Source organism: Bacillus cereus group sp. BfR-BA-01453 (assembly GCF_022662915.1).
GTDB classification, from domain to species: domain Bacteria; phylum Bacillota; class Bacilli; order Bacillales; family Bacillaceae_G; genus Bacillus_A; species Bacillus_A paranthracis.
In genome coordinates this window covers 1-26,468 of the sequence record NZ_JAKUEN010000006.1, presented here as the reverse complement: position 1 = coordinate 26,468, position 26,468 = coordinate 1, and the positions used below count along the sequence as shown (strand labels likewise).

Below are 26,468 nucleotides of genomic sequence, written 5' to 3'. Positions count from 1 at the left end.
CAACGGTTCTTTAATCGGTATGCACCTTATATTCCACAACTTTACCATCTCTATCAAATTGTAAAACAAGATGTTCACTATCTATGGGAATAAAGCCACGTTCAGTTCCAAGATAGTACGAAGTGATAACCCCGTTTTCTCCATTTCTCGTTTCAGTAGGCGTTCCTAATAATTGTGTAATTTCTTCATTTGATTTTCCTGTTAATTTATATTTTTGCAATAGATCATCTACCATATGTACCCGTTTATCTTCAGCATGTAACCACCGATCTTGGTTAAACTTGGAAGTGTACGTATTCATACTTAATTGTGCAGTACATACTACTAACGGAATAAGTGCTACTATTAATACTCCCGACATTTGCTTCTTTTCTTCATTACGATTTTTAGCCACATATAAGATCGACTTTTGAATCATAACTAATAAAACAAATGGCATGACTATTATAAAAATGCTCGTTACACTTAATGACGTATGAGCCATACCAATAATAAACATAAAAGCAAGATACATGAGTATATACAAACAAATATAAACATACAAAATACCCCTTAATATAGCACTCAGAAAGCCCACCTCTTTTTAATTCATTATATAATTCATTCGATTAATGGTTTCTCGAAGTTTTTCTAACTCTTGACCTGTATATATTATTTTCCCCGTTAAGAATTCATTTCTGAAAAACGATACAAGTTGCTCTCTATCTTTTAATCTCGGCGTTTTTTCTTCAGAAAGATCTAACACTTCTTTCCCATTCTCATTATAAAAATATACAATCGGATTTATGTTTTCCTTTACAATATCAACTTGCATTTCTTTCAAACAATTGTATAGAATATGAGATAGTTTCTTCGCTCTATATACTGGATTCCCTTCATTTTTCACTTGTATCGTTAATGAATCTTCACCTGTAATATATTCAAACGTCTCTTCTTTCTCTATCTCTTGTTGATACTTGCCAATTTCATCAATCATAAATGAATATGTACTAGCATTTTCTTTCGTTAAGCCATGAATTAATTTCCCTGTCCATTCTTTCGTTTCAAGTACATACATACCCGTTTTACTTAAAACAAGATGATGAATTCGAAAATCATTTCTTCCATGCTGATTCCTCATAAAAACATTCGGCATAATATGAAATTCATTATCTAGTATTATGCCTTGCTCTACGAAGCCACGCTTCATATACTGTAATGTTTCGTGTGTACTCACTTCGGCTCCATTTTTCGTATACTCTCGCAAATCTGCAATTAACTTTTGAAACATATGTATTTCGTTACTATGTTTTTCTTGCATTTCACTGCGTTCTTTACTATGTTGCACAGCTAATTGATTTTTCATCATACGCATATTTTCAAGTTCTCTCGCTGCACTTATTTGTAAATCATTGTATTTTTTCTGTTCCATATTTTTTAATGTATTTTGCTGCTCTTTATGTTCTGTAACCGTAGCTGCAATTTCATTTTCGTACGTTTCAATTGCTTGTTTTTTTTCAAATTCCGCTTGCTGACTCTCTGATTCTAGCTGTTTATTTTTATAAAACAGCACGAATACTGCAGCTAATAATAATAAAATTACACCTATTAGCACATAATTCATATTTTTTCTCCTTTATTGCATTTTCAATTATTTTTATAAACATCCATTATATTATACTATGCTTTTAATATACACTTTGTAAAAATTACATATTTATAATAAAAGGCATCTCAAGCGAGATACCTTTTACGTTCATTTTATTGTACACCATACTGAATATAACTCGGATCATAGTATATCCATTCGCTTCCACCTAAAGCAATCCAACTATCTTGTTCGTCCAAAACTTCATATGATTCTCCTCTATTTAGCTGACGGATTACATTTGACTGTAAAGATGGTCTACCCCGTAAATTTACATTATCGCCATTAATTACAGTAACACCATAGACTGCAGTAGCAGTACTGGGCCGGGAAACATTTCCACCACCATTTGTTCCATTTCCTTGCAAAGCTTCTAATGAAACCGCTGCTGTGACGACGTTTATACTATAGACATAAAGAGCAAACATATTTTATAAACAAAGTAAAAAAGCCTTGTAATTACAAGGCCTTTTGTAAACTTCCTTTATTTTGTAGTAAATACATATTATAATACAATCCTTGTTCACTCAGTAATTCTTGATGTGTCCCTCTTTCTACTATCTCTCCATCGTGCATAACAAAAATTTGATCTGCATCTTGTATGGTAGATAATCTGTGTGCAATCGCTATCGTAGTCCGTCCTTTTCGCATTTGCTGTAACGCTGTTTGGATTGCATCTTCAGTTTCTGTATCAATATTTGCTGTTGCTTCATCTAATACTAACACTTTCGGATTCGTCGCTATCGTTCTAGCGAAAGCAATTAATTGTCGTTGACCACTAGAAAATGCAGCTCCTCTTTCTACTACTTCCGTTTCATACTGCTCTGGTAATTTTTCAATAAACGTATTCGCTTGCACAAATTGTGCCGCTTCTTTTACTTCTTCATCCGTAATTTCTTCATTATACATACGAATATTTTGTTTTACATTTCCCGCAAATAAAAATGCATCTTGCAATACAAGTCCTATTTTCTTTCTAATTTCTTGTTCTTCAAATTTCTCTAACTCTACACCATCTATTACAATATTTCCGGACTTAATATTATAGAATCTCAGTAATAAATTCATAATAGTACTCTTTCCGCTGCCAGTGTGCCCAACGAAAGCAACCGTTTGCCCTTGTTTCACGTGAAAAGATACATTTTTTAAAACATCACGTTTTCCATCGTACGAAAAAGTAACATTTTTAAATTCAATATCTCCATTAATAACTTGAGGATTTCCATCCCCTTTTTGAACTGGCGCTAAATCTTTCTCATCCATTAAATGAAATACACGTGATGATGAAACCAGTGCCTGTTGGAAAAATGATAATTTCATCATCATCTCATTTACAGGCTGGAAGAAACGATGGATATAGTTAACAAACGCATATAAAACGCCTACTTCAACAGGACTCTTCAAAGCATCAATTCCAAATAAACCAAGTACTAACGCAATAGCTACAATATGAACTAAATCAGTTGCTGGACGTAAAAGCAATGCATCTAACTTTAATGTACGTCGCCCTGCACTATAATGTTTATTATTCACTTCTTCAAATTCTTTTCTCATGCGCTTTTCTTGTCTGAACACTTGAACAATATTCATCCCTTGAATGGACTCGTTTAACTTTGCATTTAACACACTTAATTGATTACGGACTTCTAAATAAAAAGCTGCACTTTTCCGACGATATAGCACCATAATCGCAAACATGATCGGAATTAATACGAGAGAAAATAGCGCTAATTTTACATTTAATAAAAACATCGCTACTAAAATCCCTACTAAAAATACGATATTTTTAACAAATGTTGATAATACACTGACATAAAAATCTTTAATTGCTTCTGTATCATTCGTTATGCGCGATACGAGCGTACCAATCGGCGTACGATCAAAGAAACTTAATGACAACTTTTGAACATGCTCATATACTTCAACACGCATATCTTGAACAATTTTAAAAGCGATATTTTGAAAATATAACAAGTCTAAATAAGTAAATAATACTTTTAATAAGTGAGCAACAATATACACTACAAATAGAGTAACAAGTGCTGATTGATCAAAGTTACGTGGTACTAAGTGTTCATCAAGAAATTGTTTAATTAAAAAAGGACCCATCATTTCTGTTACAGTTGCACCAACTAGAAATAAAAATGCTAATGCTAACAGTCCTTTATATGGCCTCATATAAGACAGTAATCTTCTTAAATCGCTCTGTTTTTTCTCAGCCATCATACGCCTCCTTTCTCGACTAATGCTTCTAACTGCTGGCTCTCATACATTTCTTTATACCAACCATGTTCTTTCATTAGTTGTTCATGTGTACCTCGTTGTACAATTCTACCTTCATCCACAACAAGAATAAGATTGGCATGCTGAATTGCACTTAAACGATGGGCAGTAATAATTGTCGTTTTCCCTGCTCTCTCCCTCTTTAAAGCATTTAAAATCGTTTCTTCTGTTTTTGCATCTACTGCTGATAAACAATCATCTAAAATTAATATTTCAGCATCCGTTAATAAAGCACGCGCAATAGAAATTCTCTGTTTTTGACCTCCAGATAAAGAAACGCCTCTTTCTCCAACTACTGTTTCATACCCTTCTGAAAATTGAAGAATGTCATTGTGAATACAAGCAATCTCTGCAGCACGGGTAATTTCATTATATGTAGCATCCGCCTTTCCAAAGGCAATATTCTCCCCAATACTTGCTGAAAATAAAAAATGATCTTGCGGCACATATGAAATGGCAGAACGGACACCGTAAAGTGTTACATCGCGAATATCCCGCTCTCCAACTTTTAATTCACCATTAAAATGATCATACTCACGGATTAAACATTTTAATAAAGTCGTTTTCCCTGCACCTGTACGTCCCACGACCCCTAACGTTTGCCCCTTCTTCAAATCAAAGTGAACATCTGTTAAATGTAACAGTTCATTTTTCTTATACGAAAACGAATCGACCGCAAATGAAATATCACCGCTCGCTATTGTATGCACAGCATTTTCTCTATTTACTACATCTGATTTTTGCGAGAGAATTTTTTCTACACGGTCATACGAAGCACGCCCACGCTCCATAATATTAAACAACCATCCAAACGCTAACATTGGCCAAACGAGAGTACCTAAATACGTCGTAAATGTAACGAGATCACCTACTGTTAATTCACCTCTCACAACTAATACTGACCCGTAACATACTGCGATTAAAAATGAAAATCCTACGATAAGAGCGATTGTTGGATCAAATAATGAATCAATACGTGCAACCAACATATTTTTATGTACGACATCTTCTGATTTTTTTCGGAACGCTTGCAAATCTTCTTTTTCTTGTCCAAGCGATCGAATTACCTTCATCCCACTCATACTCTCTTGCACTTTATCATTGATTTCCGAAAACGATTGCTGCGCTTTATGAAACCTTTTATGTAATAAAGTGCCGTAATAATTTGTCGATATTGCTACAATCGGCATTGGAATTAAGCTTAACAATGTTAACTTCCAACTAATTGTAAAACCCATTGCTACGAGTACACATCCTCCAACAGCTAATGAATCAACAAGTGTTAAAACACCCGCCCCAGCAGTTTGCTGAATTGCTTGAATATCATTGGTCGCGTGCGCCATTAAATCACCTGTGCGATTTGACTGATAGAAAGATGGACTCATCTTTGTAAAATGTTCATACAAATTTTTCCGTAATTGGCGAGCTAACTTTAATGAAGACCCAAAAATCATAATGCGCCACACGTAACGTAATATGTACATCGTAATACCTACAATTACTAATAGTACAACCCATTTTAGTAACTTATCGGTCGTCAATGTTCCATCATTAATTTCATCTACAACGATTCCAATTACTTTTGGTGCTACAAGTTCTAAAAGTGCAACGCCAAACAATAAAATAATTCCAGTTATGTACGCTCGTTTTTCTTGTTTAAAAAACCACGCTAAATTCATAAACACTTTCATTTTTTTCCTCCTCCCTTAAAATGAGCGATGTTTTCAGTTTACCAAAAATACAGAATTTTTAAAAGTTTTAAACTCTGTCCATATCAAAAAGAAAAGACACTCTTAGCGAGTGTCTTTTAGCGCTTATTTCATTTGTTGCTTATTCATCGCGCTCATCATTTGATTGATTTTCTTTTGGGAAGGTTTTTGTCCCATTTGCATCATCATCATTTTTAACATTTGTTCGTTAATTGGTGGATTTTTTTGTAAGTAATTCATCATGTATTTGCGGGCAATGAAAAATCCTAACGCCACGCCTGCTACTAGTGCTACTACGCCCACTAGAATACCTAACCAAATTGGCATATATTTTCCTCCTTCATGTTGTCTACCTTACAGTGTACTAAAACCTTTTCAATAAGACAAGATACAATTCGACATTTTTTACACATATGTTCGTACTTGTTTTAGAGGATTCAGCCATCCGTACTTTGTATTTTCATAATCCATAGCTAAAAATGTTAATTCACACTTCCGAAGCACCTCAAAGAAAGTCGTTTCCATAGAAACATTTCCAGAGGTATTCATGCGAATATAGTGTGGTTTCACCATTATTTCGCCATATTCTGCCCCTGTATAAAGTGTATGTGTATGATGTGTTCGATCATATTTACCAAGAACGCGCAAAGCTTGTTCTAATTTATGATGAATTTTCATTACTTGTAATGGCATCGTTATATACATCATTTGTTTATATAGCACTTTTTTCTCCGAAAGGGACCCAGATTCTGAAAATCGAGCAAATAAATCAAAAAACAAATATTCACGACCAAAGTAAGCTTTCGCAATATCCTCTTGAATTAAATACAATTCATACGTTTTCATCTTTCGCCTCCCAATCTGGACAACCTTTTCTCTTCATTATATAGAAGAAATTTTGCAATGATTGTCTGACTGCGGAGAGAGAAAAAACTTTTTCTGTCGAAAAAACTCATTTACATAGAAAAACCTCTCCATGCCGGAGAGATTTTTCTAAAATCATTAAAGCATTTCTTTTACTTTACGAACAACGTTCTCTACAGTAAATCCATACTCTTCCATAATCTTCTCACCAGGAGCAGAAGCACCGAATGTATCGATACCTAACACATCTCCTTCAAGACCTACGTAACGATGCCATCCGAATGTAGCACCCATTTCGATTGCGAAACGTTTTGTTACTGCTTTTGGTAATACAGATTCTTTGTACTCAGCAGTTTGAGCTTCAAAGCGATCCATAGATGGCATGCTGACAACAGATGCGTCAACACCGTCTACTGCTAATGCTTTTTGAGCTTCAACAGCTAGACTTACTTCTGATCCAGTTGCAAGTAAGATTACATCAGCTGTTTCTTTCTTGCTTGCAGAAACTACATATGCACCTTTTGCTACTTTTTCATACGTATCGTCTTTTGCACCTTCTAATGTTGGAAGGTCTTGACGAGTTAATACTAAAGCAGTTGGTTTATTTGTAGATTCTAGAGCTAGTCTCCAAGCCGCAACAGACTCGTTACCGTCAGCTGGACGAATAACAGATACATTTGGCATTGCACGTAGCGCCGCTAATTGCTCGATTGGTTCATGTGTTGGACCATCTTCACCAACAGCGATACTGTCGTGTGTGAATACATACGTTACCGGCAATTGCATTAATGCTGCAAGACGAATTGCTGGACGTAAGTAGTCAGAGAATACGAAGAACGTACCACCGTAAGTTTTTAAACCACCATGTAGTGCAATACCGTTCATTGCTGCACCCATTGCGAACTCACGTACACCGTACCAAATGTTCTTACCGCTGTAATCATCTCTTGTAAAGTCTTTTTCGTTATTCATGTATGTTTTGTTAGAACCAGCAAGGTCAGCTGATCCACCGAAGAATGATGGTACAGATTCTGCAATTGCATTAATTACAGCACCAGAAGAATTACGAGTTGCTGCTTTTGATCCTAATTCATAAGTTGGTAAGTTTTGCTCCCAACCTTCTGGAAGTTGACCGTTCATTGCTGCTTGGAATTCGTTTGCTAATTCTGGGTATGCTTGTGCATATTCACCTAGCATCGTGTTCCACTCTGCTTGCGCAGTTTCACCAACATCTTGTACTGTTTTACGGAAGTTGTCGTATACTTCTTCTGCTACATGGAAGTCTTGCTCAGCAGTCCAAGCATATGCTTCTTTCGTTAATTTTGTTTCTTCTACACCAAGTGGAGAACCATGTGAAGCTGATTTTCCTGATTTGTTTGGAGAACCGAAACCAATTGTCGTTCTTACTTCAATTAGCGTTGGGCGTTTTTCGTCAGCTTTCGCTTCTTCAATTGCTTTCGCGATTGCTTCAATATCGTTTCCATCCTCAACACGGATTACTTGCCATCCGTATGCTTTGTAACGATCTTCTACACTTTCAGAGAATGAACGATTTAAATCGCCATCTAATGAAATATCGTTTGAATCGTAAAGCACAACAAGACGACCTAATTGTAAATGAGCAGCTAATGAAGATGCTTCAGCAGAAACGCCTTCCATTAAATCTCCATCACCACAAATAGCGTATGTATAATGGTCTACTACATTATACGTATCACGGTTATATTTAGCAGCTAAATGTCTTTCTGCCATTGCCATACCTACAGCAGTTGCAATACCTTGTCCAAGTGGACCAGTCGTTGCATCTACACCAGCTGTATGACCGTACTCAGGATGTCCTGGAGTTTTGCTTCCCCATTGACGGAAGTTCTTTAAGTCATCCATTGTTACATCATAACCAGATAGGTGAAGTAGGCTGTATAATAACATTGAACCATGACCTGCAGATAATACGAAACGATCACGGTTAAACCACGTTGGGTTATTTGGATTGTGTTTCATAAATTGAGTCCATAATGTATAAGCCATTGGTGCTGCACCCATTGGCATTCCTGGGTGACCAGAGTTTGCTTTTTCAATCGCATCGATGGATAATGTGCGAATCGTGTTGATAGAAAGTTGTTCGATTGAATGTGACATGCTATTCTTCCCTTCGCTTATATTAGTAAACGTTTTATACATTTATATGATAGCTTCCCACGCAAGATTATACAACATGTATCGACAAATATGTTGATGTTTTTTTGATTTTTTATAAAAAAATCAATGTTTCCGGGAATGTATGGGCATTCAATATGACATACTTTTTCATTATTTTTATTTTAAAAAGAAAGAGAATTATCTGTATATTTATACAGATATACAAAATTCTTCTATACTAACTTTTTCAATCCGCTTTAAAAATACAAAAAAGCATCTAAATTCGATGCTTTTCAAATCAGTTAAACAATCCGTTTCCGAATCGAACTTGAAATAAAATCAATGATAATGACCATTAAAATGATGCCCAATAAAATAATTCCCACGCGAGACCAATTGCGTGAACTCAGTGCAAAAATTAGAGGTGTGCCAATTCCACCTGCTCCAATAACACCTAAAATGGCAGCGGATCGCACATTAATTTCGAACCTGTATAACGTATACGATAGAAAATCTGGTAATACTTGCGGCAATACTGCATACCAAAGTATTTGAAAGCGATTCGCACCTGTTGCTATTAACGCTTCCGTCGGTCCTTTATCTATATTTTCAATTCCTTCTGAATATAATTTTCCTAACATTCCAATAGAGTGTAACCCTAAAGCTAGAACGCCGGCAAAAGAACCTGGTCCAACAGCTTTTATAAATAGAAGGGCCATAACTAATTCAGGAAATGTACGGACAAAACTAAGTACAAATTTCCCAGTTCCCGAAGTTAATTTTCCACTACTCATATTCGTCGCCGCCCAAAAAGCGAATGGAACAGATAAAAAGGCAGAAATAAATGTACCTAATATCGCAATTGCCAACGTATCAATTAAACCATGTAATAAATCTTCACCATCTGACAAAGATACATACGACCAATCTGGATTCAATACACCTGTCATAATTGCTTTTGTAATTTCTCCCGCCGTATCTTTGATTCCCTCTAGCGGTACTCCCGAAAAAGCCCATACATAAACAAATGTAAGTGCTATGAAAATAATCCAGCGATACATACTCGGTTTCTTCGGTTTTGGTACGATTAACGTCGTTTTACTCATTATAATTTCTCCCGCAACAATGTACTTACATAATCAATTAACAATACAACAACAAGGGTATAAATAATAATAGATGCAGTTTGTTCATATTGTAAAAATCCAAGTGTACGATCATAATATAATCCGATACCGCCAGCTCCTACTAAACCTAAAACAGCTGCTGCACGTACGTTTACCTCAAATGTATAAAGAACATAGGAGACAAAATGCGCTTTCACTTGCGGAATTACCCCATAAATAATCCATTGCACCTTATTTGCTCCTACTGCTGTCATCGCTTCTAATGGACCTGGATCAATCGATTCAATTGACTCATACAACAATTTAGCCACGAGCCCAATTGAGAAAAAAGTAAGAGCCAAAATACCTGGAAGTGGTCCTATTCCAAAAATAGCTACAAAAATCGCCGCTAATAATAAATCTGGTATCGTTCGGATAAAATTTAAAATCAATCGAGCTGGACTGTACAAAAATGCACTAGTAAACACATTATTTGCCGCAAATAGTGCCAGTGGAATAGCTAAAATCGCACCTAAAGTCGTCCCAATAATCGCCATACGTATTGTATCTAACATTGCTGTTGTAATAACTTGAAAATAACTCCAATCTGGTGGCACCATCTCTTTTAGCAAATCCATCATATTAGGAAAACCAACTACTAGTTTTGAAAATGATGCGTCGACCTGTATACTACTTCCCCACAACAGTAAAAAGACTAGAATTAACGTTAACATATGTTTTAACTTACTCGGCGGCTTCGGTATCGATTTCGAATATATCGTCACGTCATTCATTTAACTGCCACCTCTAACAATTCGCTTTTCTGCGCTACGTCACCATAAATTTCAGCAAATTTTTCATCCGTTGCCTCTTCTACTAAGCCATCAAAAACAATTTCTCCTCCATGTAATCCAATAATACGCGTCGCATATTGCCTAGCTAAATCAATAGAATGTAAGTTTACAATTGTTGTAATTCCAAAATCTTCATTAATTTTCTTCAAATCATCTAATACTTGCTTTGTTGTTAGCGGATCTAACGACGCAACAGGTTCATCTGCCAATATGATTTTTGCTTCTTGCGCCAATGCTCTAGCAATTGATACACGTTGTTGTTGTCCTCCTGATAATTCATCAGCCCGCGCATATGCTTTTTCTAAAATATTTACTCTTTTTAACGATTGAAAGGCAAGCTCCAAATCTTCTTTCGGAAATAGGCCTAACGTTGTACGCAATGTCGAATGATACCCGACACGGCCAGCTAATACGTTCTTTAATACCGTTGATCGCTTTACAAGATTAAAACTTTGAAAAATCATACCAATATCCCGGCGCATGCGGCGTAATCCTTTTCCTTTTGCAGCAGTAATAGACTCACCTTCAATCATGATTTCACCTTCTGTAATCTCATGAAGACGATTTACCGATCTTAAAAGTGTAGACTTTCCAGCTCCGGACAGCCCTACCATTACAACAAACTCACCTTTTTGAATGTTCAAGTTTATATTATTTAATCCTTTTGTACCATTCGGATACACTTTGGAAACATTTCGAAACTCTATCACACATCTTACCTACCTTCTATGAATTCAAAACGGCAAACTAACTGAAAACATACCTTTCCAGTTAGCTGCCATTTCCATATGTATTATTGCGTTTTTACTTTCTTCCCATATTCACGAACGATATCAAATTTACTATCATCAGATTTAACATATCCTTCATGTGAATATACTTCTTTAATGATTTTGTGACCTTCCTCATTCTTTCCAATTTCAATGAAAGCATCCTGTAATTTCTTGCTCCACTCTTCATCTAAATCAGAACGTACCGAAATCGTATCGTTTGGAATTTTCTCCGTAAATTTCACTATTTTCGTTTGATCGAATATATTCGGATAATCTTTTTTTACAATATTACGAGCATCTTGGAATACAACAGCTGCATCTACATCACCATTTAAAAGAGCAATAAGCGACTGATCGTGACCTTTTAATGTAACAGGTTTCACATCTTTTAACGGATCAACGCCCTCTTTTAATAGTACAGCCGCAGGCCACACATATCCCGCTGATGAAGTTACATCTTGATAGCCAATTTTTTTACCTTTTAAATCTTTTACACTATTAATATTTGAATCTTTCTTAACAACAAACTCAGATTTATAGAAGTCTACTAAATCTTTTGTAGGAGCTCCAGTTTCATCATCTACTCCAAAACGTTGTGCTTGTAAAATTACGTTTGCAGCTTTTTTCTCATGTGCTAGCACATACGCTGTTGGAGGTAAAAATCCTACATCTACTTGCCTAGATGCCATCGCTTCTACAATTGTATTGTAATTCGTCGAAATACTAACTTTTACTGGAATATTTAACTTATCACTTAATAGCTTCTCAAGTGGTTTTGCCTTCGCCTCTAACGTATCTGCATTTTGAGAAGGAACAAATTGAACATTTAAAGTCTTCGGTACATACCCTTTTTTCGTATCTGCATTTTTACTTGCGCTTGATTCCTTCGTTCCACAGCCACTTAACAAACCCGCTGCTAATACAACTGTTGTGCTCATTGCAAAAACTTTTTTCAACATGTTAATGCCTCCATTTTTCATTGTTATAAAATAACCTTTCATAAACATGAAGAAATATATCACACATTTTTACAAATAATTGATTATTTACAGAATCTTTACACATTCTATACACTCACATTAAAATTCTCTCCATATATTTGATATGCTTAATCGGTAGATAATAATAGAAAAGGTGAATGATATTGAATCAAAATCAAATTGTAACTTTAAACATCCTATTAACAAGTGATATACATGGTACTGTTTATCCAATTCACTACCAAGATAACTCTCCAGCAGAAATTGGTTTAGCTAAGATTTCTACTCTTATAAAAAAAGAACGGTCCCAAAATAAAAACGTTCTTTTAATTGATAACGGTGACTTCATACAAGGAACACCATTTACTTACCATTACGCTACATATGAAAAAGATAAGAAAAACCCAATGTCATTAATAGCAAACTATTTACGTTATGACGCTGCAGTGATTGGAAACCATGAATTTAATTATGGAATGGATGTATTAAACAATGCTATTTCTACTGCAAACTCCCCATATTTATCAGCAAATATTTTAGACAAAAGCAGTAAAAAACCTTATTTCGGGAAACCATATATAATAAAACATATTGAAGCAAATATAAAAATTGCTATTTTAGGGGTGACAACGCATTATATTCCAAATTGGGAACAACCCCATCACATTAAAGACTTGCAATTTGAAGATGCGTTAGAAACAACAAAAAATTGGGTTTCTTACATTCACGAACATGAGAAACCAGATTTACTAGTCGTAGCGTATCATGGGGGATTTGAACGCGATTTACAAACTGGAGAACCGACTGAAGTTTTAACAGGCGAAAACCAAGGGTATGCTATGTGTCATGAAATTGAGGGCATAGATATTTTATTAACAGGCCATCAGCACCGAAAAATTGCTCAAACAGTGGGTAATGATGTAACAATTTTACAGACTGGATGTAATGGACATTCAGTTGGAAAAGTAACTGTAACATTTGAAAAAATGAAACAAGAGTGGGTAAAAAAAGAGAGTTATTCAGAACTATTGACTGTGCAAGAAATCGAGGCAGATCCAGATGTTCTTTACTTGGTAACCGATTATGAAGAGAAAACACAAAAATGGCTTGATCAACCTATTGGAACCATCCACGGTGACATGCAAATTTCAGATGCTATGCAAACTCGTTTGCAAGACCATCCTTTTATTGAATTCATAAATAAAATACAGATGGATATAGCTAATGTTTCTATTTCTTGTACAAGCTTATTCCATAATACATCTGCAGGTTTCCCGACATATGTAACAATGCGTGACATCGTTTCTAATTATATTTATCCAAATACATTAAAAGTAATTAGAATAACTGGAGCTGATATAAAAGATGCTCTCGAACTCTCTGCTTCTTATTTCACATTAAAAGACGATGAAACCATCATCGTAAACCCTAGCTACATAGAACCAAAACCGCAACACTATAATTACGATATGTGGGAAGGAATTTCGTACGTATTAAACATTTCAAAACCAATTGGCGAAAGAGTAGAATCTTTACAACATAAAGGCACTCCCCTTAATATGAACGAAGAATATGACGTCGTCATGAATAATTATCGCGCAAGCGGCGGAGGGAACTTCTTTATGTTTCAAAATAAGCCCGTAATAAAAGACATACCAACAAATATGTCTGAACTTATTGCTAACTATATATTGAAACATAAAAAGATAGAAGCAACCGTTAATAACAACTGGAAAGTTATTAAATAAAAAAGATGGGCTTTTCGCCCATCTTTTAGTTTAATTTTGCATTATCTTGCTTTTTTAAAGCTTTTAATTTCGCCGGTGTAACATCAGTACCTTGTTCGTTAACGACTTTAATTCCTTTTAGTTCGTTTAACATATTTTGACGAAATCCTTTTAAATATTGTTCACGTAGCGATTGACGCTCACGTTGTTCTTCTTCAGTTAAACCTTCAGCTTTTGCTTTTTTCGCTAAGAAGTTAATGCGTTCAACGAGTTCGTGACTAAGCATCTCGAATCCCCCTTCTACTCAAAACTGATTATTATCATACAATAGTTACTCTTCTTTATCAAGCAATTGCTTTGTATACTCTACATATCTACGATGTACCGTCGCTTTTGAAACATTATGACCAAAGCCACGTAGTGTTGCTGCAATTTCTTCGAAAGTAAGTTCACTCTTGCGCAAACGTACAATTTCCTCAATTGGCACTTCTTTCTTCTCTCGTCCTACACTTAAATGACGATTCTTTAAATTATTTTCTGGACGATAGCCTTTTTCTACTGCTCGTTGCATACCACGTTTAATTTTTAAATTATGAATCTTTCTTTGATACTCTTCAACAATACCAATAATATCTAATACCATTGAATCAGAATCCGACAATTGCAATTCACCATTATGTGTATGTGTATATACTTTTATTCCTTCTTTATGTAAACAGTGCATTAACGCAATCTTTGCATTACCCCTACCAAGGCGCGTTTCATCTTGTATAAGTAGCACATCAATTTGTTCGTCTCGAATTGTATCTAGCACTTCTAATATGCCGTCACGTTCAATTGTATAGCCACTAGCCTGTTCCTCAATCACCTTAGTAACATTCATTTGATAGCGCTCCGCTAAATGCAATAATTCATCTTTTTGACGTAATAATGATGTTTCTTGTGCTTCTTTTGTTGTACTCACACGCGCATAAATAATTGCATTCATTATGAACCCCTCTTTCTCACTATAATTTCCCTTTAGTGTAACATAAATTCGTCTTTTGTTCGAACTTATGTTTGTAGAATGTTTTTTCACATGTTATACTTATTAATAAGAAAATGAAAGAAAACGAGGTGTTAGAAAACATGGAAAAGTTAACGAAACGCCAGCAAGACATTCTCGACTTTATTAAGCTAAAAGTACAAGAAAAAGGATATCCACCTTCCGTACGTGAAATTGGTCAAGCAGTCGGCCTCGCTTCTAGTTCTACAGTGCACGGACATTTATCAAGATTAGAAGAAAAAGGATACATTCGACGCGATCCAACAAAACCACGTGCAATTGAAATTTTAGGTGAAGACCGAATGGATACAGAAACACAATCTGTTATTCAAGTTCCAATTGTCGGGAAAGTTACTGCTGGATTACCAATTACAGCAGTCGAAAGCGTTGAGGAACACTTCCCTCTTCCAGCTAGCATTGTCGCAGGAGCAGATCAAGTGTTTATGTTACGTATTTCTGGAGATAGTATGATTGAAGCTGGTATTTTCGATGGAGATTTAGTTGTTGTTCGCCAACAACAGTCTGCATATAATGGTGAAATTGTAGTCGCTTTAACAGAAGATAATGAAGCAACTGTTAAACGTTTCTATAAAGAAAAAGACCATTTCCGTCTACAACCGGAAAACTCTTCATTAGAACCTATCATTTTAAAGCAAGTGTCAGTTATCGGTAAAGTAATTGGCGTATATCGTGATTTACATTAAGAATATAAAAGAAGATAATTACCTTATTTATATACGGTAATTATCTTCTTTTTTGTATTTTGATAGATTTTCACACATTCTATTTCTTATGAACGCGTTTCAATCGTCACATCGCCCGCAGCTGTTTTACCGCTAATCTTTTTACTCCCATTACCAATCGTTACGTCTTTATTTTCTTCATTAAAAATTGTTACATCCCCGGCAGCACTTTGCCCAGTAATTACCGCATCTTTTGGTTTTTCCGATAAAGTAATATTTATATCTCCCGCAGTTGAACTTGCTTCTAGATTGTACTTAGAATCATGATCTAGAATATTTATTTCCCCACTGGTCGTTTTTGCAGTCACTTTCCCTATTACTTTTTTAAAGTTTACTTCACCAGCTTTTGTAGATCCCTCCACATTCTTAGCCGTTACATGTTTCAAATCCACTTCTCCAGTAAGTGTTCTAGCACTTACACGGTCACTTTTCACATCACTTATTTCAATTTGTCCAGCAGATGAATTTACTTTTACATCTTGGTAAGAGCGTTCAGGCACAAGGAGAGTCAATGTAGACGTTTGAAACCTAAAATCGTAAAAAGAAAAATCAAATGAAGCATCTTTTTCTCTTTCCCCAATGATTTTTAATGTGTCACCATCTTCAGTAATACGAATCTCTTGTTTACGCGCATCTCCTGATTGCTTTACATAAAAAGAAGCGTCAGGAGATTTTTGGACAACAATATCCCCGACATCTAACTTAACTTCTATATTTTTTAGTGTTTCATTTTTAATTTTATCTTCTTTGTTTCCTTCTTCTGCAGCTTGCACTGCTTTTTCATATGTTTGTGAAATCCCAATTACTCCAATAATGATACAAGCGATTGCTGCTAACAATATTTTTTTCATCATCTACTCCCCTTTTATCATTTTGAAGTTCCATATTACATAACGTACGCAAAGCTTTTTAAACCACTTCGTACTATAATAAGCGATTATACATAACAACAAACCTACTCCAACAAAAGTTATACCAACGAATAAATCTAACCATATAAAAGTACCCATAAATACTTTTCCAATTACGAAAAATGGTGTCACTACACTAGCAATCCCACCGACCCAAAAAGAAAATATAAAAGCAATAATTGCAAATAACGGGCCTAACACAATAATGAAATTAAACAAACTAAGTCCAATCGCCGCCATGACAGCTCTTGTCACATTTGAAGTTGATGGATCTTTTTTCATTTCATCGAAACGATACATCGCAAGCAATTCTTTTGCAATTACTTTCGGAGAACCAAGCCCCTTTATTATTTCCGATTCAGTTTTTCCCTCTTCTATCCCAAACTGAAAATGCTCTTCATAATCAAATAAAATATCTTTTCTCTCTTCGTCCGGTAACTTTCTAAGGTGACTTGATAATTCCTTAAGAAACTGTTCTTTACTCATCCCATTCCACCCCTTCAATAATTTCTTGTACACCTTTCGCAAAATCACGCCACTCTGTTACTAACAAATTCAGTTGCGTTTCCCCTTGCTCAGTTAGTTGATAATATTTGCGAGGTGGTCCTTCCGTAGATTCTTTTAAATACGTTTGAAAATATCCTTCCTTCGTTAAACGGCGTAATAAAGGATATACTGACCCTTCCGATATTAAAAATTTATTTGAGATTTGCTGAACAAGTTCATAACCGTAACAATCCTTACGTTTCACAAGTGCCAAAACACACAGTTCTAACACACCTTTTTTAAACTGAACGTTCAAGGACAATCCCCCTTTCTCATTTCAGTACTGTTCAATACACGGTACCCAACATACCCATAATATACCACTTAGTATTATTTATTGCAAGGTACTATATTTTTAAACACTCGAACTTTAGTATGAAACATATCCAATACCGAACACAACATATCATACAATTTTTTATACCCATAGATATTACGCATGTTACTTTTACTTATCCACCCTTTTGGAACACAAAACAATTCGAATTTCACCACGTTACATTAAAGATATGGAATAGAAATTTAAATACCGTCATAATTTCTTCAGACATCTATTCAATTCATTTCAACTATGACCTATATTGCCAATAAATAAAAAAGCCCTGATACCGTAGTATCAGGGCTTCCTCACCTCTTAGTATAGAGACATATATTGATCGCGTTCCCATTGGTGAACTTGCGTACGGAAAATATCCCACTCAATTTCTTTCGCTTCGATGAAGTGCTCAAGTAAGTGATCTCCTAATGCTTTACTAATTACTTCGTTAGATTGTAATGTAACTAAAGCTTGCGCTAATGTTGCTGGTAAGTCAACGATACCTGCTTCTTCGCGCTCTTCTTTTGTCATTACGTAGATGTTACGGTCTACTGCAGCTGGTGGAGTTAATTTGTTTTTAATTCCATCAAGACCTGCAGCTAATAATGTAGCCATTACTAAATATGGGTTTGCAGCTGGGTCAACACTACGTACTTCTACGCGTGTGCTAATACCACGAGATGCAGGGATACGTACTAATGGGCTACGGTTTTGTGCAGACCACGCTACGTAACAAGGAGCTTCGTATCCAGGTACTAAACGCTTGTAAGAGTTTACAGTTGGGTTTGCTACCGCTGTAAATGCTGGTGCGTGTTTTAAAATACCTGCGATGAAGTGACGAGCATCATCACTTAATTGTAAGTCACCGTTTTGATCGAAGAATACATTCTCACCATTTTTGAATAATGATAAGTTACAGTGCATACCTGAACCGTTCACACCGTATAATGGTTTTGGCATAAATGTTGCGTGTAAACCGTGTTTACGAGCAATTGTTTTTACAACAAGTTTAAATGTTTGAATGTCATCACATGAACGAATTGCATTTGCATATTTGAAGTCAATTTCGTGCTGCCCTGGAGCAACTTCATGGTGAGACGCTTCAATTTCAAAGCCCATTTCTTCAAGTTCAAGAACGATATCACGACGACAGTTTTCCCCTAGATCCATCGGCGCAAGGTCGAAGTATCCACCGTTATCGTTTAATTCTAATGTTGGATTTCCTTTTTCATCTACTTTGAATAGGAAGAATTCCGGCTCTGGTCCAAGATTGAAATCTGAGAATCCTAAAGCTTCCATTTCTTTTAATACACGTTTTAAATTGTTACGTGGATCCCCTTCAAATGGAGTGCCATCTGCATTGTAAATATCACAGATTAATCGAGCTACTTTACCTTTTTCAGCTGTCCAAGGGAAAATCACCCAAGTATCTAAGTCTGGATATAAGTACATATCAGATTCTTCAATACGTACGAAACCTTCAATAGAAGATCCATCAAACATCATTTTGTTATCAAGAGCTTTTGTTAATTGGCTCACTGGAATTTCTACGTTTTTAATTACCCCTAAAAGGTCCGTAAATTGTAAACGGATATACTTTACATTCTCTTCTTTCGCCAAACGGAAAATATCTTCTTTTGTGTACCTAGCCATTATAAATTCCTCCTTAGTCCCTCTAAACACCTTCAGAATCAGTTCTCTTTAGTGAAAAAATCTTGAAATATCACCTTGTCGCAATGAAGTTCGATTAAATCTACCTGTATGTTGTAGTTCATCTCGAAGTATTTTGCGAAGCTCAGTTTTTGAAATTTCTTTCGTTTCTTCTTTTACTTTCACTGCTTCTGTTTGATTTTCTTTCATTAGTAACACTTGTTTAATACCAGCCATATTCAAGCCTTGATCTAATAAATCTTTAATCTCTAACAACTTATCTACATCGTTAAATGAGAATAATCTACGATTCCCCTTTGTACGGGTTGGAGAAACAAGATTATGCTCTTCATAGTAGCGAATTTGACGTGCAGACAATTGTGTTAAATCCATAACAATACCAATAGGAAACAGCGGGGCAGAACGTCTATCTTCTTTCATTGCTTCAGTTCCTCCTTCGCCTTAACTGCTTCTCATTTTATACCATGTTATGTTTGATGTCAATAGATGTTAGCTTTTCTTACATGATTTTTTATAAATTTTTTCATTCTTTTTTCTAATGAAATAAATCATTACTTTCACACGAAAAAAAGCTGTCAAAATTGACAGCTTCCCTTTAAGAAATTGTTAATAATTCTTTTTCAATTAATGCATCAATTGCAGAACAAATCGCAATCTTCACATGCGAATAAGTTAGCCCACCTTGTACGTAAGCAACATAAGGCGGACGAATTGGACCATCAGCCGACAATTCAATACTTGCACCTTGAATAAACGTTCCCGCAGCCATAATTACATCATCTTCATACCCCGGCATATAGTTGGCATATGGAGTGAAATGAGAGTTAATCGGAGATGCATATTGAATTGCTTGGCAGAATGCAATCATGCGATCTTTGTCATCAAATTGAACAGATTGAATTAAATCCGTTCTTGGTGCATTCCACGCTGGTGATGTATTCATTCCTAACTTTTCTAAAAATGCAGCTGTAAAAATCGCGCCTTTTAGCGCTTGTCCTGCTACATGCGGCGCTAAGAAGAAACCTTGATACATTTCTTGCAGACTGTATAAAGATGCCCCTGCTTCCGCACCGATTCCTGGAGATGTTAAACGATATGCACACGCTTCAACATACTGTTCTTTACCGACAATGTAACCACCAGTTTTAACAATTCCCCCACCCGGGTTTTTAATAAGCGAACCTGCCATTAAATCTGCACCAACATGACATGGCTCTTGCTCTTCAATAAACTCGCCATAACAGTTATCTACAAACACAACGACATCAGGTTTAATTTCTTTAACAAACGCTATCATCTCTTTAATTTGAGAAATAGTAAACGATGGACGAGTAGCATAACCTTTTGAGCGCTGAATACCAATCATCTTCGTATTACTATGAATAGCAGCCGCAACAGCTCCAAAATCAACAAGCCCCTCTTCGGTGAGCGGAACTGCATTATAACCAATATTATATTCTTTAAATGAACCTACACCTTTTCCGCGCACACCAACGATTTCTTCTAACGTATCATACGGCTTGCCAGTAATGTACAACAACTCATCTCCTGGACGTAAAATACCGAATAACGCCGTAGAAATAGCGTGCGTACCTGAAATAATTTGCGGACGAACAAGACCAGCTTCCGCTCCAAATACATCTGCATACACTTTTTCTAACGTATCACGACCAATATCATCATAACCGTAACCTGTCGTCGGAATAAAATGTGAATCACTAATTTTATGTTTACGAAAACTTTCTAACACACGAAACTGATTACTTTCAATTACTTCATCCGCACGTTTATGTACTTCTGTAATTTGACTCTCTACTTCTTTTACGATTGGAGCAATTTTTTCTCCATTTTTCAAACGATCAAACATTTTTATTTTCTCCTTCTTCCACTAAAAATCTCTTTAATTGTACATTAAGCGATGAATGAGCAAAAATATACCCCGCGCAATCATATACAAATTTCTCTTCCAAAAACTCCATTTTCGTTAATAGCGTCTCTGTCTTTAATAGAGTTAATAACTTACCTTCACTCGGAGGAATTTTCACTTGATAACAATTCATTTCTTCCTTCATTTTCGTTTCTATCGCTTCTTTTATATGTAATAGATCATTTTCTTCAAAAGCACTAGTCATTAAGAAGTCATTTTTCGGAAACGGAATAAAGTTTTGATGTAATTCATCTTTTTTATTATATAACGTAATAATAGGAATATGATTGATTTCGAGTTCTGACAATAATTGTTTTACTGTTTTCTCATGCCCTACATAATTCGGATCGGCAGAATCCACAACATGTAAAATAATATCCGCTTCACCAGCTTCTTCTAATGTCGAGCGGAATGCAGCAATTAATGATGTAGGTAAATCTTGTATAAAACCAACCGTATCAGTTAGTAATACTGTATAACCAGAAGGTAACGGCATCTTCCTTGTTGTCGGGTCTAGCGTTGCAAACAACAAGTTCTCTTCAAATGTATCAGCTTCCGTTAATCTATTAAACAACGTAGATTTCCCCGCATTTGTATATCCTATTAAAGAAACTTGAAATACTTTATTATCTTTTCTTCTCTCACGATATCTTTTTCGATGTTCCACAACAACTGCAAGTTGTTTCTTTATTTCATCAACGCGCGCTCGAATATGACGACGATCCGTCTCAAGTTTCGTTTCACCTGGCCCTCTCGTTCCAATACCACCACCAAGACGTGATAAAGACAATCCTTGCCCCATAAGACGCGGCATTGTATATTGCAACTGAGCTAATTCTACCTGAAGCTTCCCTTCTCTCGACTTCGCACGTTGCGCAAAAATATCTAATATAAGTTGCGTTCGATCAATTACCCTCGCATCTAATACTGAGGATAAATTCCGAATTTGACTCGGTGTTAATTCGTTATTAAATACGATAACATCCGGTTCTAATTCTTCAGTTAACATTGTAAGCTCTTCTAATTTACCTTTACCTATATAAGTCGCTGGATGAAACTTCGGTCGTTTTTGCGTTGTAGACACTAACAATTCTGCTCGTGCAGTTTTCGCTAATGATGCAAGTTCTTTCATGGAATGCATAAATTTTTCATCATCATCTTGCGGCAATTGACAGCCCACTAATATGACTTTCTCTTTTTCTTCCATCAAATATGTTCACTCATCCTTTTCGAAATTTAAACCTTCTAATATAATAGCAGAGGAAGCACATTTCATCTAGTTAGCGGGGGAGAAAATTCATGGCATGGGAGATTTTTAGCATCATAGGCACAATTGCTTTCGCATTAAGCGGGGCTATTGTTGCAATGGAAGAGGATTATGATATTTTCGGGGTGTATATTTTAGGAATGGCAACCGCATTTGGGGGAGGTGCCCTTCGTAATTTATTAATCGGTTATCCGATTGTCGCGTTTTGGCAACAAGACATGTTATTCCAAATCGCACTTTTATCAATGACGATTATTTTTCTTTTTCCAAATAAATTAATTAGACACTGGAAAAAGTGGGAAAACATCACTGATGCTATCGGCTTATCAGCATTTGCCGTACAAGGGGCATTATACGCTCAAAAATTAAATTTACCAATTAGCGCTACAATCGTAGCAGCTGTTTTAACTGGCATTGGAGGCGGTATTATCCGCGATCTTTTAGCCCGTAGAAAACCTCTCGTTCTTCGAGCTGATGTATATGCTTTTTGGACGATTCTGGCAGGTTTCTTAATCGGCGCTCAAATTATTGTTAGCGATTGGGCTCTATACACCTTATTCATTTTAATTGTTTGCTTCCGCATGGTTTCTATTCATTACAAATGGCATTTACCGCATAGACGCATCGACACAAACGAACGTTCAATGCATAAATAGCAATCCAACCTCTTTACAAATCGTAAAGGGGTTTTTCTTTTCTAATGAGTTTTTCTTTACAGAATGTTTATACTAATCCTCAAAGCGAGGTGAATACAAATGACAAACCATGTGAATAAAGGGGCTCAAAAAAGCTCAGTAGGTCAAATTGAACACGACCCTAATTCCGCACACGAAAAAAGTGCTAAAATGGAACGATTCCATAAATCTTATCAAGAAAAAGCAAAAAAATAATAGAAGCACTTATACAGAAAAACAGACGCACAGCTTACGTACTGTGCGTCTCCTCTTCAAGCATCAAATCACTGCTTGATATTCCAATCAAATCATATTTATCATATGCATCCTCTTGTAACAACCGCATAGCTTGTGTACGAATCGATTTTTCAACAATATTCCGGACATATCGTCCATTACTAAAGGATGTAATTTGCGATGAGTACTTTACAGCATGTAAATGATCTCTAAATTTCCATTCAGCCTCTTTCGATAACTGATATTCACGTTCTTCATACATCCTCTTCCCTATTTCTAACAACTGATTTACTGAGTAGTCCGCAAACTCAATTATAAATGGAAAACGAGATTGCAGTCCTGGATTCAATGAAAGAAAGTGATTCATCTCTCTTGAATATCCAGCTAAAATCAATACAAAACCGTGTTGTTTATCTTCCATATGTTTTACGAGCGTATCAATTGCTTCTTTTCCAAAATCTTTTTCTCCCCCTCGTGCTAATGAATACGCCTCATCAATAAACAAAATTCCTCCCATTGCTTTTTTTATTAAATCTCTTGTTTTTTGAGCTGTATGACCGATGTACTCTCCTACAAGATCCGCACGTTCCGCTTCAACTAAGTGCCCTTTTGATAGAATATTCATCTCAAATAATAATTTCCCTATCATTCTAGCAACAGTTGTCTTCCCTGTACCTGGATTCCCTTTAAATAACATATGAAGTACTTGTTTCTCAGACTTCAATCCTATTTCTTGTCTTTTTTTATTCACATAAATCCAAGCATATATTTCTTTTATTATCTTTTTTATATCATCCATCCCAACGAGTTTTCCCATCTCTTCTTCAATTCTTTGCAGCATCTCATGTTTCGTAGTAGTTTCATTTGAAATTACTGTTTTATTTTCTGCAGCCGGTAAAGAAATTTTCTTTCGATGATTTAACACAATGTTAATTTGATTATTATTTTTCTTTCGCATCGATTGTTCCATACAATCACCTCATTTTATCCACTCACCAAATATTATTATTCTTGTCTCCTTTGCAAATGACTATTTTCAGAAAAGTTTGCTATAATAAAAGAAATAATGAAGGTGGTGGGACTATGGAGACAACGGAATTCCATGATACAATACAAGCCTTTTCTATTTTTTTATTGAATAAAGGCCGAAAACCTTCAACCATTAAACGTTATGTTTATGACATTGAAGATTTCGGACATTGGTTAGAAAAAAACAAAAAGCTCCCTTCCAGTAATATATGGGCTACACTTTGTACAAAAGACTACGAAGATTACTTTTCCGACTTAAAAAAGAATCGACATTACTCAGAGAAAACGATGCACCGTGTATTCATTGTATTAAATCGAATGCATCACTTTCTAAATATTCCCAACCCATTAAAGAACATGGAAATTTCTATTCAACCAGACCGCACACTCCGCAATGAAGATTTCATTTCATCTGATGAAGAAAAAAGATTAAAACATATAGTCACTTCATTAGAAGGACTTTCAGAAAAACAACGTCCTGTACGCCCTTTATTGATGGATCGTAATATCGCTATTTTAAATTTATTAATTGACTATGGATTATCCTTACAGGAACTTACAGCATTAACTATGCATCACGTCCACTTTGAAACTAACACGTTATCTATACCTGCAACCGCAGGAGTAGAAAGAACAATTACTTTAACTAACGAAGACAAAAAACAACTATATACTTATTACAAAAGCATCCCTGAACCCGTTCGTCCAAAATATCATAGTAATGACCCATTATTTGTCGCATTCGATTTTAATCGTGGAACATACAGATGGGTATACGAAAATGATGCACCGAAGGGATTAACAGAAATCGCTATCCAAAAAATGATTCGCCTTGAAGTATCCAGAGCTAATTTACGCAAAGGAATCTCAGGACAACACTTTCGTAACACCTATATTTTAAACTTAATAAAAAAAGAAACTCCAGAGTCAGAAATTATAAAGCTAGCTGGGTTCAAATCAAAGATTTCACTAAAACGATATTATCAATATGCAGAAAATAGAAAAAACGCCTTATCATAAGGCGTTTTTTCTATTTTTTCTTCAAACAAACGATTTTACTATGACCATTTAACTAATTTTTGCATCTACTATGATGAGTTTCGTTCATATCCTCATGAGAAAGGAGAGATTTAATGTCTCATTATAACGACAGTCAGAACAAATTCTCCAAACCATGCTTTCCAAGTAGCGCTGGACGAATTCCAAATACTCCATCAATCCCAGTTACTAAGGCACAACTTAGAACATTCCGCGCAATCATTATCGATTTAACAAAAATAATCCCAAAACTTTTCGCAAATCCATCTCCCCAAAATATTGAAGATCTAATTGATACATTGAACCTACTAAGTAAATTTATTTGTTCACTAGATGCTACTTCCTCCCTGAAAGCACAAGGGTTAGCTATTATTAAAAACTTAATAACTATATTAAAAAATCCAACTTTCGTAGCAAGCGCTGTATTTATCGAGCTTCAAAATCTAATTAATTATTTACTATCCATTACAAAACTATTCCGAATTGACCCTTGCACACTTCAAGAGCTTCTTAAATTAATCGCAGCATTACAAACCGCTCTAGTTAATTCTGCCTCATTCATTCAAGGGCCTACTGGACCTACTGGGCCAGCAGGGGCTACCGGTGCTACTGGACCTCAAGGTGCTCAAGGTAACACAGGTGCTACCGGTGCCACTGGACCTCAAGGTGCTCAAGGTAACACAGGTGCTACTGGTGCCACTGGACCTCAAGGTGCTCAAGGTAACACAGGTGCTACTGGTGCCACTGGACCTCAAGGTAACACGGGCGCTACCGGCATAGGAGTTACCGGACCTACTGGACCTTCTGGTGGGCCTCCTGGACCTACTGGACCTCAAGGACCGGCGGGGGCTACTGGTGCCACTGGACCTCAAGGTGCTCAAGGTAACACGGGGGCTACTGGTGCCACTGGACCTCACGGTGCTCAAGGTAACACAGGTGCTACCGGTGCCACTGGACCTCAAGGTGCTCAAGGTAACACAGGTGCTACCGGTGCCACTGGAC

General features: G+C 35.9%; 27 protein-coding genes and 1 pseudogene. 6 read left to right on the top strand and 22 right to left on the bottom strand.

Annotation, left to right across the window (positions count from 1 at the left end; all coding sequences use genetic code 11):
• Window positions 1-10: 10 nt before the first annotated feature.
• The 12 genes and pseudogenes from MR070_RS14075 to MR070_RS14020 all read right to left on the bottom strand — a co-directional run bounded on the left by MR070_RS14075 (window position 11) and on the right by MR070_RS14020 (window position 12,314).
• Window positions 11-577: a hypothetical protein gene (locus MR070_RS14075; protein ID WP_014481737.1), complete on the bottom strand. Its 567-nt coding sequence runs from the start codon at window positions 575-577 to the stop codon at window positions 11-13.
• Between the two features lie 6 nt (window positions 578-583).
• On the bottom strand, window positions 584-1,603 hold the full coding sequence (locus MR070_RS14070) for a nuclease-related domain-containing protein (protein WP_001110285.1): 1,020 nt from the start codon (window positions 1,601-1,603) through the stop codon (window positions 584-586).
• A gap of 149 nt (window positions 1,604-1,752) precedes the next feature.
• Window positions 1,753-2,022, bottom strand: a pseudogene (locus tag MR070_RS14065) (SH3 domain-containing protein); the annotation flags it as partial.
• Between the two features lie 64 nt (window positions 2,023-2,086).
• On the bottom strand, window positions 2,087-3,850 hold the full coding sequence (locus tag MR070_RS14060) for an ABC transporter ATP-binding protein (protein ID WP_000818391.1): 1,764 nt from the start codon (window positions 3,848-3,850) through the stop codon (window positions 2,087-2,089).
• Complete coding sequence (locus MR070_RS14055) at window positions 3,850-5,601, bottom strand: ABC transporter transmembrane domain-containing protein (protein ID WP_242261494.1); 1,752 nt, start codon at window positions 5,599-5,601, stop codon at window positions 3,850-3,852. Before MR070_RS14055 ends, MR070_RS14060 begins: the two co-directional genes overlap by 1 nt.
• Before the next feature lie 123 nt (window positions 5,602-5,724).
• A complete protein-coding gene (locus MR070_RS14050) occupies window positions 5,725-5,946 on the bottom strand; it encodes a YneF family protein (RefSeq protein WP_001123317.1) in 222 nt (73 codons plus the stop codon).
• A gap of 78 nt (window positions 5,947-6,024) precedes the next feature.
• Window positions 6,025-6,465, bottom strand: coding sequence for a sporulation inhibitor of replication protein SirA (gene sirA / locus MR070_RS14045; RefSeq protein ID WP_000860645.1), 441 nt, complete (start codon window positions 6,463-6,465; stop codon window positions 6,025-6,027).
• A 156-nt stretch (window positions 6,466-6,621) separates the two neighbouring features.
• On the bottom strand, window positions 6,622-8,622 hold the full coding sequence (gene tkt / locus MR070_RS14040) for a transketolase (protein WP_000019784.1): 2,001 nt from the start codon (window positions 8,620-8,622) through the stop codon (window positions 6,622-6,624).
• A gap of 302 nt (window positions 8,623-8,924) precedes the next feature.
• Window positions 8,925-9,728: a phosphonate ABC transporter, permease protein PhnE gene (gene phnE, locus MR070_RS14035; protein WP_044793449.1), complete on the bottom strand. Its 804-nt coding sequence runs from the start codon at window positions 9,726-9,728 to the stop codon at window positions 8,925-8,927.
• Window positions 9,728-10,522: a phosphonate ABC transporter, permease protein PhnE gene (gene phnE, locus MR070_RS14030; RefSeq protein WP_138321303.1), complete on the bottom strand. Its 795-nt coding sequence runs from the start codon at window positions 10,520-10,522 to the stop codon at window positions 9,728-9,730. Before phnE (MR070_RS14030) ends, phnE (MR070_RS14035) begins: the two co-directional genes overlap by 1 nt.
• The gene (phnC, locus tag MR070_RS14025; RefSeq protein ID WP_242261493.1) at window positions 10,519-11,292 is read right to left on the bottom strand and encodes a phosphonate ABC transporter ATP-binding protein; all 774 of its coding nucleotides are present in this window, start codon (window positions 11,290-11,292) and stop codon (window positions 10,519-10,521) included. The genes phnE (MR070_RS14030) and phnC overlap by 4 nt, the downstream gene beginning before the upstream one ends.
• A gap of 83 nt (window positions 11,293-11,375) precedes the next feature.
• Window positions 11,376-12,314: a phosphate/phosphite/phosphonate ABC transporter substrate-binding protein gene (locus MR070_RS14020; protein ID WP_242261492.1), complete on the bottom strand. Its 939-nt coding sequence runs from the start codon at window positions 12,312-12,314 to the stop codon at window positions 11,376-11,378.
• A gap of 185 nt (window positions 12,315-12,499) precedes the next feature.
• On the opposite strand from MR070_RS14020, the gene MR070_RS14015 reads away from it, so the two are divergent.
• The gene (locus tag MR070_RS14015; RefSeq protein WP_242261491.1) at window positions 12,500-14,083 is read left to right on the top strand and encodes a bifunctional metallophosphatase/5'-nucleotidase; all 1,584 of its coding nucleotides are present in this window, start codon (window positions 12,500-12,502) and stop codon (window positions 14,081-14,083) included.
• 25 nt (window positions 14,084-14,108) lie between these two features.
• On the opposite strand, the gene MR070_RS14010 is transcribed toward MR070_RS14015, so the two are convergent.
• Window positions 14,109-14,348 carry a DUF896 domain-containing protein gene (locus MR070_RS14010; protein WP_000948565.1) on the bottom strand — a complete coding sequence of 80 codons (240 nt, stop codon included), beginning with the start codon at window positions 14,346-14,348 and terminating at the stop codon, window positions 14,109-14,111.
• Between the two features lie 45 nt (window positions 14,349-14,393).
• The gene (locus MR070_RS14005) at window positions 14,394-15,050 is read right to left on the bottom strand and encodes a YneB family resolvase-like protein (RefSeq protein WP_000991471.1); all 657 of its coding nucleotides are present in this window, start codon (window positions 15,048-15,050) and stop codon (window positions 14,394-14,396) included.
• A 140-nt stretch (window positions 15,051-15,190) separates the two neighbouring features.
• Here MR070_RS14005 and lexA point away from each other — a divergent pair, with 140 nt between their 5' ends.
• Window positions 15,191-15,811, top strand: coding sequence for a transcriptional repressor LexA (gene lexA, locus MR070_RS14000; RefSeq protein WP_000413738.1), 621 nt, complete (start codon window positions 15,191-15,193; stop codon window positions 15,809-15,811).
• Between the two features lie 86 nt (window positions 15,812-15,897).
• Here lexA and MR070_RS13995 read toward each other — a convergent pair whose 3' ends face one another.
• The 7 genes from MR070_RS13995 to hflX form a co-directional block, all read right to left on the bottom strand.
• Window positions 15,898-16,704 (bottom strand): DUF4097 family beta strand repeat-containing protein, encoded by an 807-nt coding sequence (locus MR070_RS13995; RefSeq protein ID WP_041184133.1) that lies wholly within the window; start codon window positions 16,702-16,704, stop codon window positions 15,898-15,900.
• Window positions 16,705-17,247 carry a DUF1700 domain-containing protein gene (locus MR070_RS13990; protein ID WP_070806710.1) on the bottom strand — a complete coding sequence of 181 codons (543 nt, stop codon included), beginning with the start codon at window positions 17,245-17,247 and terminating at the stop codon, window positions 16,705-16,707. It lies immediately after the preceding gene.
• The gene (locus tag MR070_RS13985; protein ID WP_001102620.1) at window positions 17,240-17,563 is read right to left on the bottom strand and encodes a PadR family transcriptional regulator; all 324 of its coding nucleotides are present in this window, start codon (window positions 17,561-17,563) and stop codon (window positions 17,240-17,242) included. Before MR070_RS13985 ends, MR070_RS13990 begins: the two co-directional genes overlap by 8 nt.
• A gap of 378 nt (window positions 17,564-17,941) precedes the next feature.
• A complete protein-coding gene (gene glnA / locus MR070_RS13980) occupies window positions 17,942-19,276 on the bottom strand; it encodes a type I glutamate--ammonia ligase (RefSeq protein ID WP_000135327.1) in 1,335 nt (444 codons plus the stop codon).
• Between the two features lie 48 nt (window positions 19,277-19,324).
• On the bottom strand, window positions 19,325-19,714 hold the full coding sequence (gene glnR, locus MR070_RS13975; protein ID WP_000656783.1) for a transcriptional repressor GlnR: 390 nt from the start codon (window positions 19,712-19,714) through the stop codon (window positions 19,325-19,327).
• A gap of 175 nt (window positions 19,715-19,889) precedes the next feature.
• Entirely contained in the window at window positions 19,890-21,161 is a 1,272-nt protein-coding gene (locus MR070_RS13970) for a methionine gamma-lyase family protein (RefSeq protein WP_000460296.1), read from the bottom strand.
• Window positions 21,154-22,428, bottom strand: coding sequence for a GTPase HflX (hflX, locus tag MR070_RS13965; RefSeq protein WP_000391391.1), 1,275 nt, complete (start codon window positions 22,426-22,428; stop codon window positions 21,154-21,156). Before hflX ends, MR070_RS13970 begins: the two co-directional genes overlap by 8 nt.
• Before the next feature lie 92 nt (window positions 22,429-22,520).
• Here hflX and MR070_RS13960 point away from each other — a divergent pair, with 92 nt between their 5' ends.
• Both MR070_RS13960 and MR070_RS27065 read left to right on the top strand, forming a co-directional pair.
• Window positions 22,521-23,144, top strand: coding sequence for a trimeric intracellular cation channel family protein (locus MR070_RS13960; protein WP_000312265.1), 624 nt, complete (start codon window positions 22,521-22,523; stop codon window positions 23,142-23,144).
• 99 nt (window positions 23,145-23,243) lie between these two features.
• Window positions 23,244-23,378: a hypothetical protein gene (locus MR070_RS27065; RefSeq protein ID WP_276570327.1), complete on the top strand. Its 135-nt coding sequence runs from the start codon at window positions 23,244-23,246 to the stop codon at window positions 23,376-23,378.
• Window positions 23,379-23,412: 34 nt separating this feature from the next.
• On the opposite strand, the gene spoVK is transcribed toward MR070_RS27065, so the two are convergent.
• Window positions 23,413-24,369, bottom strand: a complete 957-nt coding sequence (spoVK, locus tag MR070_RS13955; protein WP_000438181.1) for a stage V sporulation protein K — start codon at window positions 24,367-24,369, stop codon at window positions 23,413-23,415.
• 113 nt (window positions 24,370-24,482) lie between these two features.
• Here spoVK and MR070_RS13950 point away from each other — a divergent pair, with 113 nt between their 5' ends.
• Both MR070_RS13950 and MR070_RS13945 read left to right on the top strand, forming a co-directional pair.
• Window positions 24,483-25,448 carry a tyrosine-type recombinase/integrase gene (locus MR070_RS13950; protein ID WP_000450311.1) on the top strand — a complete coding sequence of 322 codons (966 nt, stop codon included), beginning with the start codon at window positions 24,483-24,485 and terminating at the stop codon, window positions 25,446-25,448.
• Window positions 25,449-25,561: 113 nt separating this feature from the next.
• A partial coding sequence (locus MR070_RS13945) for a collagen-like repeat preface domain-containing protein (RefSeq protein WP_242261490.1) occupies window positions 25,562-26,468 on the top strand: 907 nt, incomplete at its 3' end.

Excerpts from the sequence above, each read along its gene's own strand:
- MR070_RS14070 (WP_001110285.1), bottom strand. The coding sequence starts at position 1,603 with ATGAATTATGTGCTAATAGGTGTAATTTTATTATTATTAGCTGCAGTA.
- MR070_RS14060 (WP_000818391.1), bottom strand. The coding sequence starts at position 3,850 with ATGGCTGAGAAAAAACAGAGCGATTTAAGAAGATTACTGTCTTATATG.
- MR070_RS14055 (WP_242261494.1), bottom strand. The coding sequence starts at position 5,601 with ATGAAAGTGTTTATGAATTTAGCGTGGTTTTTTAAACAAGAAAAACGA.
- MR070_RS14050 (WP_001123317.1), bottom strand. The coding sequence starts at position 5,946 with ATGCCAATTTGGTTAGGTATTCTAGTGGGCGTAGTAGCACTAGTAGCA.
- sirA (WP_000860645.1), bottom strand. The coding sequence starts at position 6,465 with ATGAAAACGTATGAATTGTATTTAATTCAAGAGGATATTGCGAAAGCT.
- tkt (WP_000019784.1), bottom strand. The coding sequence starts at position 8,622 with ATGTCACATTCAATCGAACAACTTTCTATCAACACGATTCGCACATTA.
- phnE (WP_044793449.1), bottom strand. The coding sequence starts at position 9,728 with ATGAGTAAAACGACGTTAATCGTACCAAAACCGAAGAAACCGAGTATG.
- phnE (WP_138321303.1), bottom strand. The coding sequence starts at position 10,522 with ATGAATGACGTGACGATATATTCGAAATCGATACCGAAGCCGCCGAGT.
- MR070_RS14020 (WP_242261492.1), bottom strand. The coding sequence starts at position 12,314 with ATGTTGAAAAAAGTTTTTGCAATGAGCACAACAGTTGTATTAGCAGCG.
- MR070_RS14010 (WP_000948565.1), bottom strand. The coding sequence starts at position 14,348 with ATGCTTAGTCACGAACTCGTTGAACGCATTAACTTCTTAGCGAAAAAA.
- MR070_RS14005 (WP_000991471.1), bottom strand. The coding sequence starts at position 15,050 with ATGAATGCAATTATTTATGCGCGTGTGAGTACAACAAAAGAAGCACAA.
- lexA (WP_000413738.1), top strand. The coding sequence starts at position 15,191 with ATGGAAAAGTTAACGAAACGCCAGCAAGACATTCTCGACTTTATTAAG.
- MR070_RS13995 (WP_041184133.1), bottom strand. The coding sequence starts at position 16,704 with ATGATGAAAAAAATATTGTTAGCAGCAATCGCTTGTATCATTATTGGA.
- MR070_RS13990 (WP_070806710.1), bottom strand. The coding sequence starts at position 17,247 with ATGAGTAAAGAACAGTTTCTTAAGGAATTATCAAGTCACCTTAGAAAG.
- glnA (WP_000135327.1), bottom strand. The coding sequence starts at position 19,276 with ATGGCTAGGTACACAAAAGAAGATATTTTCCGTTTGGCGAAAGAAGAG.
- glnR (WP_000656783.1), bottom strand. The coding sequence starts at position 19,714 with ATGAAAGAAGATAGACGTTCTGCCCCGCTGTTTCCTATTGGTATTGTT.
- MR070_RS13970 (WP_000460296.1), bottom strand. The coding sequence starts at position 21,161 with ATGTTTGATCGTTTGAAAAATGGAGAAAAAATTGCTCCAATCGTAAAA.
- hflX (WP_000391391.1), bottom strand. The coding sequence starts at position 22,428 with ATGGAAGAAAAAGAGAAAGTCATATTAGTGGGCTGTCAATTGCCGCAA.
- MR070_RS13960 (WP_000312265.1), top strand. The coding sequence starts at position 22,521 with ATGGCATGGGAGATTTTTAGCATCATAGGCACAATTGCTTTCGCATTA.
- MR070_RS27065 (WP_276570327.1), top strand. The coding sequence starts at position 23,244 with ATGACAAACCATGTGAATAAAGGGGCTCAAAAAAGCTCAGTAGGTCAA.
- spoVK (WP_000438181.1), bottom strand. The coding sequence starts at position 24,369 with ATGGAACAATCGATGCGAAAGAAAAATAATAATCAAATTAACATTGTG.
- MR070_RS13950 (WP_000450311.1), top strand. The coding sequence starts at position 24,483 with ATGGAGACAACGGAATTCCATGATACAATACAAGCCTTTTCTATTTTT.